Source organism: Erythrobacter sp. S249 (assembly GCF_057364975.1).
The window spans coordinates 256,091-274,805 of the sequence record NZ_CP200287.1 but is presented as its reverse complement, the minus strand read 5'-3'; the positions used below and the strand labels follow the sequence as shown (position 1 = coordinate 274,805).

At 57.5% G+C, this 18,715-nt stretch carries 15 protein-coding genes; 7 read left to right on the top strand and 8 right to left on the bottom strand.

Features of this window, described 5'->3' with window-relative positions:
• Positions 1-135: 135 nt before the first annotated feature.
• Together AC0V6V_RS01320 and AC0V6V_RS01315 are read right to left on the bottom strand one after the other, a co-directional pair.
• Positions 136-2,796, bottom strand: a complete 2,661-nt coding sequence (locus tag AC0V6V_RS01320; protein ID WP_486163687.1) for an EAL domain-containing protein — start codon at positions 2,794-2,796, stop codon at positions 136-138.
• A gap of 206 nt (positions 2,797-3,002) precedes the next feature.
• The gene (locus AC0V6V_RS01315; RefSeq protein ID WP_486163686.1) at positions 3,003-5,219 is read right to left on the bottom strand and encodes an EAL domain-containing protein; all 2,217 of its coding nucleotides are present in this window, start codon (positions 5,217-5,219) and stop codon (positions 3,003-3,005) included.
• A gap of 224 nt (positions 5,220-5,443) precedes the next feature.
• Here AC0V6V_RS01315 and AC0V6V_RS01310 point away from each other — a divergent pair, with 224 nt between their 5' ends.
• The 5 genes from AC0V6V_RS01310 (at position 5,444) to AC0V6V_RS01290 (ending at position 11,214) form a co-directional block, all read left to right on the top strand.
• On the top strand, positions 5,444-7,141 hold the full coding sequence (locus AC0V6V_RS01310) for a PHA/PHB synthase family protein (RefSeq protein ID WP_486163685.1): 1,698 nt from the start codon (positions 5,444-5,446) through the stop codon (positions 7,139-7,141).
• 112 nt (positions 7,142-7,253) lie between these two features.
• A complete protein-coding gene (locus AC0V6V_RS01305) occupies positions 7,254-8,120 on the top strand; it encodes an alpha/beta fold hydrolase (protein WP_486163684.1) in 867 nt (288 codons plus the stop codon).
• A gap of 72 nt (positions 8,121-8,192) precedes the next feature.
• The gene (locus AC0V6V_RS01300; protein WP_486163683.1) at positions 8,193-9,959 is read left to right on the top strand and encodes an N-acyl-D-amino-acid deacylase family protein; all 1,767 of its coding nucleotides are present in this window, start codon (positions 8,193-8,195) and stop codon (positions 9,957-9,959) included.
• 188 nt (positions 9,960-10,147) lie between these two features.
• The gene (locus AC0V6V_RS01295; RefSeq protein ID WP_486163682.1) at positions 10,148-10,405 is read left to right on the top strand and encodes a hypothetical protein; all 258 of its coding nucleotides are present in this window, start codon (positions 10,148-10,150) and stop codon (positions 10,403-10,405) included.
• A 47-nt stretch (positions 10,406-10,452) separates the two neighbouring features.
• The gene (locus AC0V6V_RS01290) at positions 10,453-11,214 is read left to right on the top strand and encodes a hypothetical protein (RefSeq protein WP_486163681.1); all 762 of its coding nucleotides are present in this window, start codon (positions 10,453-10,455) and stop codon (positions 11,212-11,214) included.
• Positions 11,215-11,288: 74 nt separating this feature from the next.
• On the opposite strand, the gene AC0V6V_RS01285 is transcribed toward AC0V6V_RS01290, so the two are convergent.
• The 6 genes from AC0V6V_RS01285 to AC0V6V_RS01260 form a co-directional block, all read right to left on the bottom strand.
• A complete protein-coding gene (locus tag AC0V6V_RS01285) occupies positions 11,289-12,377 on the bottom strand; it encodes a DUF2855 family protein (protein ID WP_486163680.1) in 1,089 nt (362 codons plus the stop codon).
• 35 nt (positions 12,378-12,412) lie between these two features.
• Positions 12,413-13,039 carry a glutathione S-transferase family protein gene (locus AC0V6V_RS01280; RefSeq protein WP_486163679.1) on the bottom strand — a complete coding sequence of 209 codons (627 nt, stop codon included), beginning with the start codon at positions 13,037-13,039 and terminating at the stop codon, positions 12,413-12,415.
• Positions 13,040-13,058: 19 nt separating this feature from the next.
• Complete coding sequence (gene dnaN / locus AC0V6V_RS01275) at positions 13,059-14,186, bottom strand: DNA polymerase III subunit beta (RefSeq protein ID WP_486139243.1); 1,128 nt, start codon at positions 14,184-14,186, stop codon at positions 13,059-13,061.
• Between the two features lie 196 nt (positions 14,187-14,382).
• Positions 14,383-15,135 (bottom strand): 3-oxoacyl-[acyl-carrier-protein] reductase, encoded by a 753-nt coding sequence (fabG, locus tag AC0V6V_RS01270; RefSeq protein ID WP_486163678.1) that lies wholly within the window; start codon positions 15,133-15,135, stop codon positions 14,383-14,385.
• Complete coding sequence (fabD, locus tag AC0V6V_RS01265; protein ID WP_486163677.1) at positions 15,135-16,073, bottom strand: ACP S-malonyltransferase; 939 nt, start codon at positions 16,071-16,073, stop codon at positions 15,135-15,137. The genes fabG and fabD overlap by 1 nt, the downstream gene beginning before the upstream one ends.
• 27 nt (positions 16,074-16,100) lie before the next feature.
• The gene (locus AC0V6V_RS01260) at positions 16,101-16,931 is read right to left on the bottom strand and encodes an LD-carboxypeptidase (protein ID WP_486163676.1); all 831 of its coding nucleotides are present in this window, start codon (positions 16,929-16,931) and stop codon (positions 16,101-16,103) included.
• 55 nt (positions 16,932-16,986) lie between these two features.
• On the opposite strand from AC0V6V_RS01260, the gene AC0V6V_RS01255 reads away from it, so the two are divergent.
• Together AC0V6V_RS01255 and AC0V6V_RS01250 are read left to right on the top strand one after the other, a co-directional pair.
• Positions 16,987-18,429: a glutamate ligase domain-containing protein gene (locus tag AC0V6V_RS01255; protein ID WP_486163675.1), complete on the top strand. Its 1,443-nt coding sequence runs from the start codon at positions 16,987-16,989 to the stop codon at positions 18,427-18,429.
• Positions 18,426-18,707 (top strand): hypothetical protein, encoded by a 282-nt coding sequence (locus tag AC0V6V_RS01250; RefSeq protein ID WP_472645122.1) that lies wholly within the window; start codon positions 18,426-18,428, stop codon positions 18,705-18,707. The genes AC0V6V_RS01255 and AC0V6V_RS01250 overlap by 4 nt, the downstream gene beginning before the upstream one ends.
• Positions 18,708-18,715: the final 8 nt, after the last annotated feature.

Sequence of the window (18,715 nt, the reverse complement as noted above, 5' to 3'; positions counted from 1 at the left end):
CCTTCAGGGCCACTTTTGTATTCCTCTTCAATTTGCTCGAACGGCAAACACTATCTGCTAACTAAGGTGTAAACCGTGATGGTTACTATAGCCCTAACAGGCAGGCGCATGTTCCCCAGTGCATTTGCTATTCAATCAACCCTCGCGCAGCACATCAAAACTGCCATCCAACGCGCGCTGTAATTGTGACGCGAATTCTACGCCGATCTTGCTTTCCCTGGACCAGCGCACCTGCGCTTTAACTGAACGGTCCTTGGAAAAGTCGATCTTGATCAAGGTGCCCTCTGGCACGTTCCAGACCCCATCGATCATCGCCCCGCCCTCAGAAATTGAACGCAGTGTCGCCGGAATACGGTTCCCATCATAGCTGACCAGAATCCGGCGGAGCAAAACCTTGCGAGGGGCACGGGCAGCGCGCGGTCCCTCCGCCTTGATTGCAAGATCGCCAGCGACCAGCTCCCCCGCGTCATTGGCGTTCAGAGCCTTGTGATAGATGTTGCCTTGCACATGGCTGCAACCAAGCTGTCTTACGAGTTCAAGCTCGTCCAATGTCTCGACGCCCTCTGCCGTTGTGTCCATCCGCAGGGCTTCGGCCAGGCTGGTGATAGAGGTAATAATTGCGCCGTTGCGGCTGCCCTTTTCGGTAGCGCCGCGAACGAAGCTCTGGTCGATCTTGATCTTATCGAACGGAGCTTTTTTCAGGTAGCCGAGCGACGAATAGCCTGTGCCAAAATCATCCAGCGCCAGTCGCACGCCGACCCGTTTAAGGCTGGCGAACATTGCTTCTGTGCCCGCGCTGTCATTCAGGAAGACGCTTTCGGTAATCTCCAGCTCAAGCCGTGATGGCTCGATCCCGCTATGCGCCAGCGCATTGGCAACAATCGTCGGCAATTCAGGGTTTGAGAATTGCAGCGGAGAGACATTAACGGCGCAGCGAATGCTATCCGGCCAACGCGCTAGGTCAGCGCAGGCTGTGCGCAGCGCCCACGCACCGATCTGATCGATCAGGCCTGCGTCCTCTGCGATTGGAATGAACTTTGCGGGAGACTGCCAGCCTTTGGTTGGATGATGCCAGCGCAGCAGGGCCTCAAAGCCGGTGATCTTCTCATTCCCGGCAAACACAACCGGTTGATAGAACAATTGCAATTGCCCCTGCGCAATCGCTTCGCGCAGGTCTTTCTCCAATTGCGCACGCGCTTCGGCGGCGGAATGCAAGTCTGCCGCGTAGAAGCGGAACGTGCCCCTCCCTGCGTCTTTCGCCGCATAAAGCGCCAAGTCGACATTGCGGATCAGCTCTTCGTTAGAGAACCCGTGCTCGGGCGAAATCGCGATACCGACCGAGGCTCCGATCACAACGCTCTGGCCGTCGATTGTATATGGCTGAGAAAGCGCTGCGATGATCTCTGTGGCGAGGTCGCCCAGCATTTCGCGCGAATTGTAGCCGGGAATGATGACTTGAAATTCGTCGCCGCCCAATCGGCCGCACCGCCCTTTGTTGCCAACCGCGCGCTCTAGGCGCTGGGCCACCTGTTTCAGCAAGGCGTCGCCCGCGGGATGACCCAAGGTATCATTGACTTGCTTGAAGCGATCGAGATCGAGCATCAGAAGCGCACACGCCCGGTCACGCTCCCTTGGTGAACCCAAGATCCGCTCCAGCGTCTGGGACATTTGCATCCGATTGGCGAGGCCCGTGAGGCTGTCATAATGTGCCAAGCGCGAGACTTGTTGCTCGCTGCGGCGCTGCTCGGTTAGGTCGGAGCCGTGGCCGCGAAAACCGCAGAAATTCTTAAAGCTATCGTAGACTGGCCGACCGGTTAACGCCCACCAGCGTTCCGGCGTTGTCCCTGCTGCGCGCAGTTCCACCTCGTTAAACGGGGAACGCGCAGACAGGTGGAAAGACAGGGTCCGCTCTGCTCGTGTCGGTCCCGAAGTCATATCGACAATCGCGCTCAGCGGACGGCCCAGAATGTCTTCTACTGGCTTTTCAATCACATCTGCAGCGGATGGTGAGATGTAGCTGATCAGGCCGCGCCTGTCGGTTTCCCAAAACCACCCTTGGCCGGTTTCTTCAAAACTGCGCAGGATGTCCTCAGCCCGCGAGGCGAGGCGTTCCCGCGCTTCTCTTGCAACCTGCCGGCGATGCGCGCTGAGCCACTCAAACCGAGCCACCAACATCAGAACGATGGCCGCGCCAGCCAATGCCGAGAATGTCAGCGGGCTTGGATCGACCAGTGCGAAACCAGCCCAAACGCCGAACTTCGCGGTAAACAGTGAGACGATCCGCATCCCGAATAAAGCGGCGCAGGCCGCATGGATGCAGACAATCGTTCCAACCGCCCATTGCCACGCAAGCCCTTCTAACACCCACAGGCCTAGCACCATTCCAGCGCTCAGCATTGGAATGGCGACTCCCATCAGCAAGACTGCGAGCCGCATGGAATAAGGCGTTTCCTCGCGCCGTTCGAATGCGGAAAGAGTGCCTCCGACGGCGAAGCAACCAATCGATACAATCGCGCCAACAATCGCCCAAGGTCCAAGCGGAACCGCGCCTGCGATGGCCGCTGCAATGATGTACGCAATCAGTAGGAAGCAGGCCATCGCACGCGGCCGTGGCGGCAAGTAATAGCTGTGTTCAGTGTTGGCGGCCGCCTCTTCACGCACTGTCGCTGGCGCAATCGATGTGCGCACGCGCTCTAGCCCACGCCGGTCATCGCTGGTGCGATTGGGTTGCTCGGCACGCACGGAATGCGGACGTTCAGCGCCCTGCTTCTCAGACTCCAAATACAGTGGTTTCACCGGCGCATTCATAGGCCGGGATTGGGGCGCAGGCGTTTAGGAAACAGTTAACTCGCACAGCAATTTTCGGGCCCAGTTTAACCCACTTTAACCAAGGCTTCGCGTTTGTGAGAAATTGGCTACGGGGAGATGCCCTGTTTCATGGTTAATTTCTGTAAGCCATGATTAGGAAGCTCTAGCTACAATCCAGCGTTTTCAATAGGCTGTTAGGCCGCGACGCCTGAGGTCCCGCTAATATCGACCTCGATGAAGGCTTTGCTCGATCCTTTCACATTGCCAGCCAAGGCAGCATAAGCATCTTTGGCTAACGAAGTGAGTGGCCGCCCTACCGCCTCGATTTGATACGGTGAAACGCGGTGGCGTGTGCACAGGCCATCCGCGCCATCATTGATCAGCGGAGTCTCGAACTCCACACCCTGGCTAAAGCCCTCAGAACGGCGAACAGTAGCCACCGCCAATTGCCCACCGCCAAAGTCGAGCACGACCTGCGTGTCGAGCGGTACGTCCAGCAATCCTTCAATCTTCGCACCGGTTTTCGATAGATTCCGCAGCATCACTTTGTAACGGTGATCATCGTGGATCAGACCAATTCGGCGGAATTCTGTGCGGCGATCCGGTCGGTACTTTTCTGGCCCCTGGGGCTCATATTCAAATTCACCTCGCTCAAACCGGTTCAAAACACTTTGTGCTGGCACAGCGCGGGAAAACAAGATCCCCTGTAGGTGACTGACACCGCGTTTTTGCACCATCGCGAGCTCGTCTTTATTCTCAACGCCTTCCGCGACCGTCTCCATATCGAGCGCTTCTGCGAGGCTCACAATGGCCGCAATAATCGCAGCATTGTTGTTATCATCGGCTGAGCAACCCCGAACAAAGCTCTGATCTATCTTAATTTTGTCAAACGGTGCATCGCGCAAATAGCTAAGCGAGGAATACCCCGTTCCAAAATCATCGAGCGCCAATTTCACGCCGAGCTCTTTCAGCTCGCGAAACAGGCGGAAAGTCCGCTCCAGATCACCCACAAAGACGCTTTCGGTGATTTCCAGCTCAATCTGTTCCGGGTTTACGCCCGATGTTTGGAGCGCCTTACGGACAATCTTGACGAAATCATCGGAAGCAAATTGAACCGCCGAAACATTCACAGCGGCCCGCACTGAGTGAGGCCAGGATTTGACCTGATTGCAAACCTCATTCAACGCCCATTCGCCCAGCTCGCGAATGATCCCGACATCCTCAGCAACGGGAATGAACTCACCGGGAGAGATCATCCCACGTTCGCTATGTTCCCAGCGCATCAGCGCTTCCATGCACTCGACCCGGTGCTTTTCGGCGGTGACTATCGGTTGATAGTGCATTTGGAGTTCGTTTTTGGCGATTGCGTCGCGCAGATCCTCTTCGATCCGGTGGCGGTGCTTCACGCCTTCTTTCAGATCGCTGGAGTAAAACCGGTACTGCCCGCGCCCTTCCCCTTTTGCTGAGTAGAGCGCGAGATCAGCCGCCTTCACCAGTTCGTCTGCATCAATGCCATCATAAGGCGCGATTGCGATGCCCATTGAAGAACCAATAACTGCGCGCATGCCGTTGATTGAGTAAGGCTGCGACAGCATCTGGATCACACGCTGTCCTAGGTCGCCTAGGACGCCGCGATCATCAATATCGGGCAGGATAACCTGAAATTCGTCCCCGCCCAAACGGCCTATTTCACCGCGATCACCAATCAAGCGCTTAAGCCGCGCAGCCACCTGTTTCAGAAGCTCATCGCCAGCGGGATGGCCCATCGTGTCATTGACCTGTTTGAACCTATCGAGGTCCAGCATCATGAGCGCTACACTGCGTTTCGCAGAACGGAACGCGGTGAGTGTCGAAGTCAGCTGCTTCGTCATCCGGTAACGGTTCGCCAAGCCTGTCAGCGAGTCAAATTTTGAGAGCTTTTCTGCGTCACGCCGGTTTTGGTGCGTCGCACTGATATCTTTGGCGCTGCCGCGATAGCCGGTGAAATGATCATTTTCATTGAACTGCGGCTTGGCCGCAATTTCCCACCAAACCTCGCCCTGTGTTCCTGCAAGCCGGACGGTCATCGGGCTGATTGAGTTTTTCGCGGCGAGCACAAATTTGAGCGGGCGCTCAGAGCTTTCAGCTGCTTGATCGTTATCAGGCAAAAACAGTTCTGCCAGCGGCATGCCGATGGCGCTCTGCCCTTCTTCCAGGCCAAGCTGCTGCGTCGCTGCGTCGGAGAGGTAGATTAGCCGCCCCTTGGAATCGCTTGCCCAAAACCACCCGAGACCAGCGCTTTCCAAGCTATCGAGCAGTTCGACACGGCGTTCCAAATCACTCGCGCTGATCGGCCGCAAAGGTGCCGGTTCTGGCACCTCTTGCTCTGACACTTCTGCCGATTTCGTAAGCTTGGAAAACAATCCGGCCACTGGAGTGACTGCCCCTTTTGAACATGCACGCAGTTTGCGTAAATTCGCTTAGGGAACGGGAGCTAACCCAGAATGGTTGAAATTCTTCTAAGCCGCTCTGCATTCACGCTAATGGGAGTTACCGACGCGCGCTCTTGCCCACGCTAACCATTGGGTTAGAGTGCGGGTAAATGTAGTGATAAGACGATACTAAAGGCTCTATAGAAGCCAATTGAGGGGATGAGATGCCAGACAGCACGGTAAAGCTTGAAAACGAAGCGGCGCAATCAACCAGTGCCTTGGGCCCATTGATCGGCGTTGCGCGCGAAGATTTTGTTGGCGCGGTCGCTCTGCTGCTGCGCGAGACCGCATCTGATCCGAAACGTCTGATGAAGCACGCTCAAAGCATGAGCGAAGACATGGTCAAGATCATGACCGGCAAGAGCGAGCTGGCGCCAGATCCCAAAGACAAACGTTTCATGGACCCCGCCTGGCAGTTCAATCCGTTTTTTAAGGCGGGCGCGCAATATTATCTGGCGGTTCAAAAGGGGATGCGCAGCTGGCTTGAAGAATTGGAGCTTGACGAGCTAGAGCGCAACCGAGCCAATTTCATCTCTAACATCATCCTAGACGGACTTGCGCCGACCAATTCGCTGATCGGAAATCCGATCGCGCAAAAGCAGTTGATCAACTCAGGCGGGCTGTCGCTGATCAAGGGCTTGCAGAACGCTTACAATGACCTGGTCAACAACAAGGGCATGGTCAGTCAGGTTGATAAGCGCCCCTTTAAACTTGGCGAGAACATTGCGACTTCAAAGGGTTCTGTCGTGCTCCGAACAGAAATGATGGAGCTGGTGCATTATGCCCCGACCACCGATGAAGTGCATGAAATTCCGCAGCTGACCATCCCGCCGCAGATCAACAAAATGTACATCAACGATCTGTCGCCGGACAAATCCGTGGTGAAATTTCAGCTCGACAACGGCATCCAAACCTTCGTTATCTCTTGGCGCAACCCGACCAAGGAACAGGGCGTATGGGGCATGGCGGATTACATCCGGTCTTGCGAAGAGGCGATGGAGGCGGTTGCTCAGATCACCGGCTCTAAAAAGGTCAATGTTTCGGCGGGCTGTTCGGGCGGGCAAACCGCATCCGTGCTGGCATCAAAACTGGCCGCGCAAAAGAGCGATCTGCTCGGCACGCTGACGCTGATGGTGTGCGTACTCCATCCTAAGCCAACGGACGTAGAGGCCGCATCGCTCGTGTCCGAAAACGGAATGGCGATCGCCCGTAAACGCGCGGAAAAGGCCGGCATTATAAAGGCAGATGATCTGGCACGCGGCTTTGCCTGGCTGCGCCCAAATGACCTTATCTGGAATTATGTGATCAACAACTACCTGCTCGGCATGGATCCTCCGGCATTCGACGTGTTGTTCTGGAATGCAGATGCGACCAATCTCTCCGGCAGTCTGATGGCCGATTTCCTCACTTTGTTTGAAACGCTCGCCTTCACCAAACATGGCGAAGTGGAGATGGCCGATCACAATATTGACCTGTCAAAGGTGAAATCCGACCTATTCGTGCTTGGCGGGGTAACCGACCATATTACCCCGTGGAAAGCGACATATCGCTCCACTGGCCTGTTTGGATCAAAGGATGCGACCTATGTTCTTAGTCAATCCGGTCATATGCAGGCGATCCTGAACCCTCCGGGTAATCCAAAGGCTAAGTACTTCATTCAAAAGAAGAAGGGCAAGCTGCCGCCGACCGCTGACGAATGGCTGCAAGGGACCGAAGAGGTCAAAGGCAGCTGGTGGCCATATTGGATGGAGTGGGTTCAGAAACGCTCTGGTAAGACCAAGGCTGCGCCGCAAAAGCTGGGGAGCACGAAGTACAAGCCGCTGGACGAGGCCCCCGGTCTATACGTAGTGGAAGAGGTGTAACACCTCTTAGTGTGCCTGCCGCGAGGCCTAGGCGCAGCGACAAATAGAAATTGGGGCGGTGTTCATGAGGGATCGATGAATACCGCCTCAGCCACATTGAAGGGAAGTGAATTTGGACGGGGCCGCAAAAGACGACGCAATGAAGGACGCCGTGATCGGCCTGCAGGATGTGGGCGGGCGCTCTCTGCGCGTTGCGACATGGCGGCTGGACAAGGCTTCGGAACATCCACCGGTGCTGTTCTTCAACGGGATCGGCGCGAATATCGAAGCGGTAGCCCCGCTGGCTGCTGCTCTGCCAGAGCGCGCCTTTATCATGTTCGACATGCCGGGAATTGGCGGATCGCCTGACCCGCTTGTCCCTTACACGCCGTGGACGATGTCTTGGACCGCTTCCAAACTGCTCGATCAACTGGGTGTCGATCTGGTCGATGTGATGGGCATCAGCTGGGGCGGCGGCATAGCTCAGCACTTTGCGATTCAGCATCCTGGCCGCACACGGCGGCTCGTCCTGATCGCGACCAGCGCGGGCATGTTGATGATGCCCGGCAGTCCAAAAGCGCTGTCGAAAATGGCCAATCCGCGCCGCTATATCGACCCTGCCTTCATGCAGAAGAACTTTGAAACGCTGTACGGCGAAGGCCTGGGCGCGGGTCCGGGAAAATCCGGCCATATGTCGCGCCTCACCCCGCCCTCCCCGCGCGGTTACATGTATCAGCTGCTGTGTATGCTCGGCTGGACGAGTGCGCCTGCCCTGCCCTTTATGAAGAAGGATACGCTGATCTTGATGGGCGACGATGATGCCATCGTCCCGCTCACCAATGGCAAATTCCTCGCCAGCCTGATCCCCAATTCAAAGCTGGTCGTGATGGAAGGCGGCGGGCATTTGTTCCTGCTGAGCCACAAGGAAGAGAGCGTGGCCGCAATCCGCGAATTCCTCGATCCGCCCGCAACCGTTGGCGAGCTTCGCACGGCGGCATAGGCTTTACGGCGCGGATCGCTAGACAGCGCGGTCTCAATACGACATTCTCTCGCCTCACAGTGGAGAGAGATTATGGCGCAGTTTGACCTCATCATTCGGGGCGGCACGATTGTCGATGGCACCGGGGCGGAGAGCTTTGCAGGTGATGTCGCTGTAAAAGACGGCATCATCGTCCAAGTTGGCGAAGTGCACGGTGATGCAGCGGAAGAGATCGACGCCAGCGGGCAAGTGGTCACACCCGGCTTCGTCGACATCCACACGCATTATGACGGCCAGGCCACCTGGGATCAGGAAATGGCGCCGTCCAGCTGGCACGGCGTCACCACGGTCGTGATGGGCAATTGCGGGGTCGGCTTTGCGCCCGCCAAGCCAGACCGCCACGATTGGCTGATCAGCCTGATGGAAGGCGTCGAGGACATTCCCGGCACCGCTCTGGACGAGGGGATCACTTGGGATTGGGAGACCTTCCCAGAATATCTCGATGCGCTCGAAAAACTGCCCCGAACGATGGATATCGGCACCCATGTCCCGCACGGCGCTGTGCGCGCCTATGTCTTGGGTGACCGCGAGCAACCCGGTGCGGTTCCCACCGAAGATGATATCGAGGCGATGGGCAAGATCGTTGAGGAAGGCGTTCGCGCAGGCGCGCTCGGCTTCTCCACCTCACGCACAGTCCTGCACAAATCCGTCGATGGAGAGCTGGTGCCTGGCACCACCGCTACCGCTGATGAGCTTGTTGCCATTGGCCGCGCTATGGGCCGCGCGCAGGCGGCGGGCGGTCATGCGGTGTTCGAAATGGCGAGCGACTTGCAGCGGGATTGGAACGAATTTGAGTGGATGGGCCAGCTGAGCCGCGAGGCCGGCATCCCGGTCACCTTTGCCGCGCTGCAATCCATCGCGAAAGAACTGCCGCTGGAGGAGCAAATCTCCGAAATGCGGGCGCAAAATGACAATGGTGCCAACATCGTTGCTCAGATCGCATTGCGCGGAAACGGCATCATCATGGCGTGGCAGGGAACGGTAAACCCCTTCGCCTTCCGCCCCAGTTGGCAAGCAATCAAGGACCTCGATTGGCCGACACAAAAGGCAAAACTGCTCGACCCTGCCTTCAAGGCTCAGCTTCTGTCAGAGGCCAATGATTATTCCGAAGCGCCGACCGACATCATCCAGGTCGTGATGGTGATCACCCAAGGCTGGGCGTTGCAATATGAAATGGACCCGGATTTCGACTATGAACCCGATGCCAGCGCAAGCGTAAATGCGCGAGCAGTCGCCGCGGGCGTCGACCCTCAGGAATACGCATACGACATGCTGTGCCGAGACGATGCGACCGGCTTCATCTACCTACCAATCCTCAACTACGCTGAGGGCAATCTCGACTTCTTGCTGCCGCTGCAACAGGCGGAGGACACGGTGAATTCCCTGTCCGACGGCGGCGCGCATTGCGGCACCATCTGCGATGCCGCCTCGCCCACCTTCATGCTGCAGCATTGGGTGCGCGACCGGAAGCGGGACGGGAAAATCAGCCTGGAGCACGCGATCAAACGGCAATGCCGCGACACCGCCGTGCTTTATGGCCTGGAAGATCGCGGCGTAATCGCGCCAGGCTATCTCGCGGACCTCAATGTCATCGACATGCAGCGCCTGAAGCTCGGCCGCCCATGGCTCGCCTTTGACCTACCTGCTGGGGGCAAACGCCTGCTGCAAAAGGCCGATGGCTATGCCTGCACAATCAAGAACGGCGTGGTAACCTTCCGCGAAGGCCAATGGACCGGCGAAGCGCCGGGCGGCCTGATCCGCGGCCCGCAAAGAGTCGAACTGCCGGAGGCGGCGGAATAAGGGCGGACGAGGTCGGCTAATTGAGCGCTGTTTATAGGAGCAGACTTTCAGCTTACGGCCCATTTGCGGACTTTGCAGAAGGTTTTTTCAATAACAGCCGACATAGGTGCTTGTTAACTTAAGCAGGCTATCACTTCTCGGTCGATTAGGAGTTACACAGCAAATCCTCAAGGTTTGGCAAAAGTGCAATGAAGCGAGAGATCAAAAAATCCCAACTCCTTATCTTAACTCTAGGCATTGCATTGGGGCTTCTAGCGCAGGCTGCGCCATTGGAGTACGGGACAACTTACAAATTTGCCGTGCTAATAGATGCCCTGAATTGGCTATCTGAGTTCTTCGGGAAGGCCGAAACAGGCATTGCAATTGTGGTGCTGACTGCATTGCTGGCTTTTGATTATGGAAAGAACTCAGTTGGTGCGCGCGAGCGAAGCCGGATTGATGTATAAGCTGGCCTTCTAAGTATGGATTTGCAGTTTTCTGGTAAGCCCGAACAATGAGCTTTCACAAGTCAAATTACTTCCGAAGCTCGGACTTCACCGCTGCAGTGTGGTTCAAGCCTTCACATCTTGGCGGCCTCGAAAAACAAACAAATTCTCGTTGGATCGCTGCCAACGTCTCCGTGCGAATTGGTGGCAAAATATACAGTAAGGCTAATTGTAGCCCGATAGATGAATGGATAAGACCCGGAGAGGGAGGCAACTGCGCGATCTCCAACAATGATTGGAAGGATGACTTTCGTTCTTCCGTCAAAGTGGGAACATGGGTCGAGCTCCTCCTTTGTCTGGAGGAAAAGATACAAGGCCCACCATGTTGCATTGGGTTGGGTCGGATAGCTGCAAAACATGATCCTCATGGCCGACACTTCAAAGCTGACGCGGAGGTCGAAAGTGCATTGATAGATGCAGTTCAGAAAGCTGACTTATCGGGCAAGCTCGTACACGTGGTATTTGATGATCCTCACCGCGTCTGGATCGCTCATTTTGATCCCATTCGGGCTCATCTGTGCGCTGATACGGCTAACTTCGGGGAAGAGCTTTTTCTCCTCAGCTTGAATCATCAAATCGAGGGAGCATATCACGACGAGAGAAAACACGATTGTGGCAAGCAATTCAGAATTTTAGACCAAGACGAACAAGTCGGCTCCGGGGTAATTAGGAAGGTCCAAAGAGAATGGGGATGGGAGCGATCCATCTCATATCCAAAGGGATGGAGCGACCATGGTGGCTTGAATGCACACAGTTGGTCAAAATGCTGAACGTCCGCTTTGATCCCTACTTCAAACGAACAGAACCAATCTAACGTCACCCTAAAGCAGGTGCGCCCCCACCCCTAAGGCTCAATCACAATCCCCTTCGCTGGATCGACATGTCCGCAGACCATTTCGAGATAGGTCGTGCGCGCTGCCTCCAAGCCGGAATGCTTCTCGATCTTCACCGAGCCATCCACCGCGCCAAGGAAGCCGTGCCAGGTCTTGGCAATCATCGCCCCGCCATCGGCAGGACCATGCTCTTTAAAGAACGACACGAAGTGATCAGGGGCAAAGAACAAGGTCGGCTTTGGCCCGGGCAGCCCGCGGTCCGCGCGCATTCCGCCCTCGCCGCGTTCCTCAATATGGGTCGCGCCGACCAGGCATGAGTATTTGAGCGCGTCGGAAAAGTGCTCGTGGATCTTGGCGAGCAGTCCCGCGTTGCCGGCAAAGTCCACCACCACCGCTGGCAGCAGGCTGAGCATGGCAACCTCGTCATAGGAGCAGACCTTGTCATAAAGCCCTGTGCTCTCGACAAATTCGACATTGCCCGGCGAGGTCAGACCGACGCGCTTCACATGAGGAGAATTCTGCTGCGCGACGCTGGCGAGGCCCATGGCGGTCTTTGACGATGCGCTCGTCAGGATGACCTGCTCGGCCCCGAACCATTCATTGTTGCGCATGAAATAGTCGATGATGAAGCCCGTTTTGAACAGCGGGCCATAGATCATCCGCTCGGCCTCTTTGCTGGCGTCATGCTCCGGATCGGCGGCTAGGCGTGAATATTGGTTGTAGACCGGGCTCATCGGCTGGCGATAATCGGTCGTGTCGATGAAGCTGCCGGGCGAGACATTGCCGGGGATCACGTCGAGATGCGATGCCATGGGCAGGTATCCATAAACCCGCTCGCCGACGGCGAATTCGTCAGAATTGCTCTCCACGACCTTTGCGTGCCCCCACATTGGGACAATGCCGCTGCCCTCGGGCGCGGGGAAAAAATTCCAATAGCCAAAGCCGTCGCCCACCACTGCATAGGTGATGTTGTTAGCCGTGACGGAGAAGCTCTCAATTTCGAGCCGCACTGCGCCGCTGGCAAGCTCCCCATTGTCGACCTCGACAAGATCGGCTTTGGTGAGTTCGTCTTTGCGAACATGGACTTGTTGGACTGTCATCTTGGATCTCCTCTTTGCGCGGGGATGCTAGACGATCACGGCTCGCTTTCCCACCGCGTTGAAGCGATTGAGGGTCGTTTTTCGCAAGCGCGCATCCACTGCTGCAAGCCATCGCACTGAGCAATGCCGACTGCGCCCTGCGGGGTCATCTCCAACCCGCGCAGCACAGGGTACAGAAACACGTCCGCCAGATCGAATGGGCCGCTGGTCCACGCTCCATCCTTGTCGATCTCCGCCTCCAGGAAACCAAGCGCACGGCTGATCTGAGGGAGCGCGCGCTCAATCTTTGCCTGATCCAACGGATGCCCCGCGTAGCGATGCATAATCCAAGGCATCACCAGGCCATTTTCAAACAGTGGAAACAGGTAGTTGTTGGCAATAGCGATCCATTTATCCATCACCGCGCGTGCCGCCGGATCGGCAGGCTGAAGAGCGCCGCCATTATGCGCATTGTCGAGATATTGCGCGATCGCGACGCTCTCGATCAGCTCCAGCCCATCAACCTCGACGACCGGGATCTTGCCGAAAGGATGGCGGTTTTGCGGGCTTTGTGCAGGCGTCGGGGTGACTTCATGCGACAGTCCAACCTCCTCACACGTGATCTCTACGATCCGCGTGTAGGTCGAAATAACCGTGCCGAATATGCGGACCTGCGCCGTCATCTGGCGCAGCCTGGCGGGACTAAACCCGCATCGGCATCAGGACATAGAGCGCTGGCGACTTATCATCCTTACGGATTAGCGTTGGCGCTCCCGCATCAGCCAAATGCAACTCAACTGTGTCACTGTCAATTTGGCTAAGAATGTCTTTCAAGTAATTGGCGTTAAAGCCAATTTCAAAACCTTCAGACTTGTACTCACCAGCCAGTTCTTCTGCCGCTGTACCATTGTCAGGTGATGTCACCGACAAGGTCACCCGGTCCGTATCAAGGCCCATTTTGACAGCGCGCGTTTTCTCGGTCGCGATGGTCGCAACACGGTCCACGCCGTCAAAGAAGCTCTTCGGATCAAGCTTAAGCAGCTTATCATTTCCGGTTGGGATGACCCGGCTGTAATCTGGGAAGGTGCCGTCGATCAGCTTAGAGGTCAGGACAACGCCGCCCTCCCCGCCAAGTGTGAAGCGAACCTTGCTGGCCGACAGATCAATCTGAACATTGCCGTCCATCGCCTCTTCGAGGAGCTTGCGCAGTTCCGCGACCGCTTTGCGCGGGACGATAACGTCCGGCATGCCTTCTGCGCCCTCTGGACGAGCGAGCGTGAACCGCGCGAGGCGGTGCCCATCGGTCGCAGCAGCTTTCAGCACAGGCTCATCATCATCGGTCACGTGCAGGAAGATACCGTTGAGGTAGTAACGGGTTTCCTCGGTTGAGATGGCAAACCGAGTGCGGTCAATCATCTCAGCCAATGTGCGCGCTGGCAGCTCAAAACTGGTCGGCAGATCGCCTTCGACAATCACAGGGAAGTCATCGCGCGGCAGGGTTGGCAGTTTAAAGCGGCTGCGGCCTGCCTTCACTTCCATCCGGTTTTCGGCCGTTTCCAGGCTGACCTGGCTGCCCTCTGGCAGCTTACGCGCGATATCGAACAGCAAGTGCGCAGAAACGGTGATCGCCCCTGCCCCTTCGACCGAAGCGGCCGCCATGGTCTCAACAACCTGCAAATCGAGGTCGGTCGCCATCACCTTCACACTGCCGCCATCGCTGGCGTCGATCAGGACGTTGGACAGGATCGGAATGGTGTTGCGGCGTTCAACAACCGACTGAACATGGGAGAGACAACGCAGGAGCGTCGCGCGTTCGATCGTAGCCTTCATTGCTTAGCCTATTACCCTTACTTTGCATGACGCGCTCTAAGGGCAGGAATTGCCCATCCGCGCCGGAATTCCTGAAAAGACCTTAGCGGGGCTGTACCCACGGGCAAGCTTGGGGTGTTTCCTGCGGCGATTCCTTGGGGATAACGGCCCGTTTACCAGACAATGGCCGCGAACGAGCGCAGCAAGAGCGGGCGGATTAGCCGAGCATCGCCATGCCGCCATTCACATGTAGCGTTTGACCCGTGACATAGCCCGCCTCTCGGCTGCTAAGGTAAGCGACGGCTGCGCCGATATCATCGCCCTCGCCCATCTTTCCTGCTGGGATCTTCGCGTTGATGGTCTCTTGCTGTTTTTCGTCGAGGGCGGCGGTCATAGCGGTGCGGATAAAGCCCGGCGCGACGCAATTGGCGGTAATCCCGCGCGAGGCCACTTCTTGCGCGAAACTCTTGGTCAGGCCGGTCAGGCCCGCTTTGGCCGCGGCATAGTTCATTTGCCCGGGATTGCCGGTGCTGCCGACCACGCTGGTGATGTTGATGATCCGGCCAAATCGAGCCTTCATCATCGGTCGGGCGCTGGCCCGCATCAGGCGCATGGCCGCCTCGAGATTGACAGAGATCACTTGATCCCATTCCTCGTCCTTCATCCGCATGGCGAGGTTATCGCGGGTGATCCCTGCGTTGTTCACCAGAATGTCGATCCCGCCAAGCGTATCGAGCGTCGCTGGGATCAATTCCTCCACCTGAGTGCTGTCCGACAGGTTGCAGGTGATCTCGACGTGATCGCCGCCGATTTCATTGATCATCTGCTCTCTGAATGCGCGCAATTTGTCACCGTTGGAGCCCGACAATGCGACGCGCGCGCCCTGGCTGGCGAGCGCCATCGCGATCGATGAGCCAATGCCGCCGCTTGCGCCAGTGACCAGAGCGTTCATTCCGCTGAGTGAAAACATTATGTGTGCTCCTTCGCAAAGCCTTCGAGGTCTTCCATGGTGACTAGGCTGGCGGTTTCCGCCTCGCCAGCGATCTTTCGGATCATTGGGGCCAGCACTTTGCCGCCCAGTTCAACAAATTCATTCACGCCGTCGCTGTGCATTTGCGCCACGCTTTCGCGCCAGCGTACGCGCCCGGTGACTTGCTCAACCAGCAGCTTTTGCTCTTCGGCGGGATCGGTCACTTTCGATGCAGTAACATTGGCATAAAGCGGCAGAGCCAGTGCGCCCGGCGGCGTCGCGGCCAAGGCCTCTGCCATTCGGTCAGCGGCAGGTTGCATCATGGAGCAATGGAACGGCGCGGATACGGGCAGCAAAACGCCGCGCTTGATCCCGTGATCTTTCACCAGTCCGGCAGCACGCTCGACAGCGCCCTTTTGGCCAGAGATGACCACTTGGCCGGGGTCGTTGTCGTTGGCGATCTCGCAGACTTCACCTTCCGCCGCAGCGGCCGCCAATGCGCTGGCTTTCTCGATATCTGCACCAAGCAGAGCCGCCATCGCGCCTTCGCCCACGGGAACGGCCTCTTGCATCGCGCTGCCGCGAAGTTTCAATAGCCGCGCCGTATCCGCCAGCGAGAACGCGCCTACCGCGCACAAAGCCGTGTATTCCCCGAGCGAATGGCCTGCGACGCAATCACCCGCTTCGGTCAGCGAGACGCCAAACTCATTCTCCAGCACGCGTAGGGTCGCAATGGCGTTTGCCATAATCGCGGGCTGCGCATTTTCGGTAAGCGTCAGGTCGTCTGCTGGCCCTTCGGCCATGATCGCGGACAGCTTCAGCGACAAAGCCTCATCAACCTCTTCAAACACGGCCCGCGCCGCAGCGCTCGCCGCCGCAAGCTCTGTGCCCATGCCGACCTTTTGGCTGCCCTGTCCCGGAAAAACGAATGCTCGCATTATGAAACTCCTGTTGGGTCCGCGCGCCTACAAACCGCCTGATGGGCTGGCAAGACCGAACGGCACAACCCTGTTGGCAGAGGTGTGGCCGATCTCCGCGCGGCCCAGATAGGGTATGCCTGCGCGCGCGCACCAAAATTTGGCGATCTCTTCTGGGCTTTGAGTGAATTCGCGGTAGTTTTCCGGCACGTTAGTAACCGAGCCGAGCCGCAATCCCGCAACCCGTGGCAGTGACCCCGCCAGATTGAAGAACAATCGGTCGATTGAATAAAGGTGCTCGCTCACCTCCTCGACCATCACGACATGACCCGACAGATCCGGCATCATCGGCGTGCCCGCAATCATCGACAATGTGATGAGGTTGAAAGCGACCACCGGGGTCTTGCCATCAACACTTGGCTCTAGCCCGCTGTTATCGCCCGCAAACCAGCGCAGCACGCGGCGCACCGCCTCGCGCCCGCCTTCGCTACGCGCGCTGACCGGCATCGAGCCGTGGACGCTCTGTCCGATCCCGTGGCGATAGAGCGCGGCGAGCAAGTAGCCCGCATCTGAGAAGCCGACATAGGTCTTCGCCCGCGCAGCCGTGTTCATTTGCGCCACCGCCGCCTCAGCAATCCGGTTGGAGCCATAGCCCCCCTTCGCAAACCACACCGCATCATAGGCGGGATCGTTCGCGCATTCGAGCAGCGCCTCTAGCCGCCTCAGGTCAGGGCCAGCAAAATGACCATCCAATTCAAAGCACTGATCATGGAACGTGACGTTGTGCATCGGGAATTCAGCCGCCACTAGCTCATTCAAGGCATCCGCTTGCTCCCTAGTGATCGGCGTCGCTGGCGCACAAATCGCAATATTTGTCATAGTCTTGTTCTAATTCACTTGTTTTGACCGGCACATCTTAATAGCGGTGGTTCGCATGGGCAAAGGGATCGATCAAGCGGCGCTGACACAGCGGCCATTCTTTTTTTGCGGTATCGGCGGATCTGGCATGCTTCCGCTGGCGCAAATCCTGCGCGGCATGGGCTGCGAAGTGGCTGGATCAGACCGATCTTACGATCAGGGCCGCACGCCGGAGAAATTCGCCTGGCTCAAGGGCAATGGTTTCACCCTGCATCCTCAGGATGGCAGCGGCCTAACCTCCAGCAATCAGGTTTTGGTGGCCTCCGCCGCGGTTGAAGACACGGTGCCCGATGCGGCGCGGGCGAAAGAACTCGGCTGTGAACGCCTAACCCGAGCAGAAGTGCTCGCGATGCTGTTCAACCAGGCTGGGTATTCGGTCGCGATTGGCGGCACCTCCGGCAAATCCACTGTCACCGGTATGATCGGCACCATTTTGGCCGCCCAGGATTATGATCCCACGATCATGAACGGCGCGGTGATGAAAAACTTTGTCGCAGCGGACAACCAGTTCGCGAGCGCCCGCGTTGGCCGGCCAGAAATCTTCGTCAGCGAAGTCGACGAAAGCGACGGCTCCATCGCGCTCTACCGCCCCACCATCGGCGTGCTTCTCAACGTCAGCCTCGATCACAAGAGCCTGGAGGAATTGCGCGATCTGTTTGGCAATTATCTCGCATCATCAGGCTGCGGCGTCGTCAATTTCGACAATGACGAGGCGCGGATGCTCGGCCAAGCCAGCGTTGCCGATGGCAAGGGGCAGATGATCTCCTTCGGGGTGGAACATCCCCATGTTGATATCACCGTGGAGGCAGGCTCAATCGTCGAAGGGCCCTTCACGCTTCAGGCCAAGGTGATCGACAACCGCGCTAATGAAACCGCCGCACTAACCCTGCCAATGCCAGGGTTGCACAACCTTTCCAATGCTTTGGCGGCGATTGCTGCGGCGAATGCAGCCGGGATTGCGGTGGCAGATGCTGTGGCCGCACTCAATCAGTTTCAGGGCCTGGCGCGCCGCTTTGATGTGATCGGCACCAGCCCCGGCGGCATCACTGTGATCGATGACTTCGGCCACAACCCAGAGAAATGCGCGGCGACTTTGCGCACTTTGAAGGGGACGCCGGGCCGCGTGATCGCCTTTTTCCAGCCCCACGGATACGGCCCGCTTCGCCAGATGGGCGATGAACTGGCAGAGACCTTCGCGCGCGAACTTGATGCGGACGACATCACCGTGATGTGTGACCCGGTCTACTACGGCGGAACAGTCGACCGCAGCGAGGGCACGGAGCGGATCATCAAGCTGATCGAAGATGCTGGCGGTTCTGCCCGGCACATTGCCGCGCGCGAGGATTGCGGCGCGCATATTGCCGAGATCGCTCAGCCGGGTGACAGAATTGTGATCATGGGCGCCCGCGACGACACGCTCACAGTCTTTGCCAAGACCCTGCTTGAAGGGCTTAAATGACGGTCTACTCGCTCGCGGTGCGCCATGCCCGATTGATGGGCGCGGCCATGCTGGCAGCTTTCCTGTTCGTGATCACTATCGACCGAATGATCGGCCATACCAGCTGGGCCTTTGCCGCGGCGATCATCATGTTGGTGCTGGTCAATGCGCGCATGCGCCTGTTCAATTGCCCGAATTGCGGCAAGAACCTGTTCTTTCGCGGAATCTTCGCAGTGCCCTGGCCGAACCGCACCTGCACGAAATGTGGGCTGGAACTTGACAAGAAAGACGCAGGGTAAATCGCTGA

What these genes read in the sequence shown, in the direction of transcription:
- AC0V6V_RS01255 (WP_486163675.1), top strand. Translation starts at nt 16,987, where the DNA reads ATGGGCAAAGGGATCGATCAAGCGGCGCTGACACAGCGGCCATTCTTT.
- AC0V6V_RS01250 (WP_472645122.1), top strand. Translation starts at nt 18,426, where the DNA reads ATGACGGTCTACTCGCTCGCGGTGCGCCATGCCCGATTGATGGGCGCG.
- AC0V6V_RS01310 (WP_486163685.1), top strand. Translation starts at nt 5,444, where the DNA reads ATGCCAGACAGCACGGTAAAGCTTGAAAACGAAGCGGCGCAATCAACC.
- AC0V6V_RS01290 (WP_486163681.1), top strand. Translation starts at nt 10,453, where the DNA reads ATGAGCTTTCACAAGTCAAATTACTTCCGAAGCTCGGACTTCACCGCT.
- AC0V6V_RS01295 (WP_486163682.1), top strand. Translation starts at nt 10,148, where the DNA reads ATGAAGCGAGAGATCAAAAAATCCCAACTCCTTATCTTAACTCTAGGC.
- AC0V6V_RS01285 (WP_486163680.1), bottom strand. Translation starts at nt 12,377, where the DNA reads ATGACAGTCCAACAAGTCCATGTTCGCAAAGACGAACTCACCAAAGCC.
- fabD (WP_486163677.1), bottom strand. Translation starts at nt 16,073, where the DNA reads ATGCGAGCATTCGTTTTTCCGGGACAGGGCAGCCAAAAGGTCGGCATG.
- dnaN (WP_486139243.1), bottom strand. Translation starts at nt 14,186, where the DNA reads ATGAAGGCTACGATCGAACGCGCGACGCTCCTGCGTTGTCTCTCCCAT.
- AC0V6V_RS01300 (WP_486163683.1), top strand. Translation starts at nt 8,193, where the DNA reads ATGGCGCAGTTTGACCTCATCATTCGGGGCGGCACGATTGTCGATGGC.
- fabG (WP_486163678.1), bottom strand. Translation starts at nt 15,135, where the DNA reads ATGTTTTCACTCAGCGGAATGAACGCTCTGGTCACTGGCGCAAGCGGC.
- AC0V6V_RS01260 (WP_486163676.1), bottom strand. Translation starts at nt 16,931, where the DNA reads ATGACAAATATTGCGATTTGTGCGCCAGCGACGCCGATCACTAGGGAG.
- AC0V6V_RS01280 (WP_486163679.1), bottom strand. Translation starts at nt 13,039, where the DNA reads ATGACGGCGCAGGTCCGCATATTCGGCACGGTTATTTCGACCTACACG.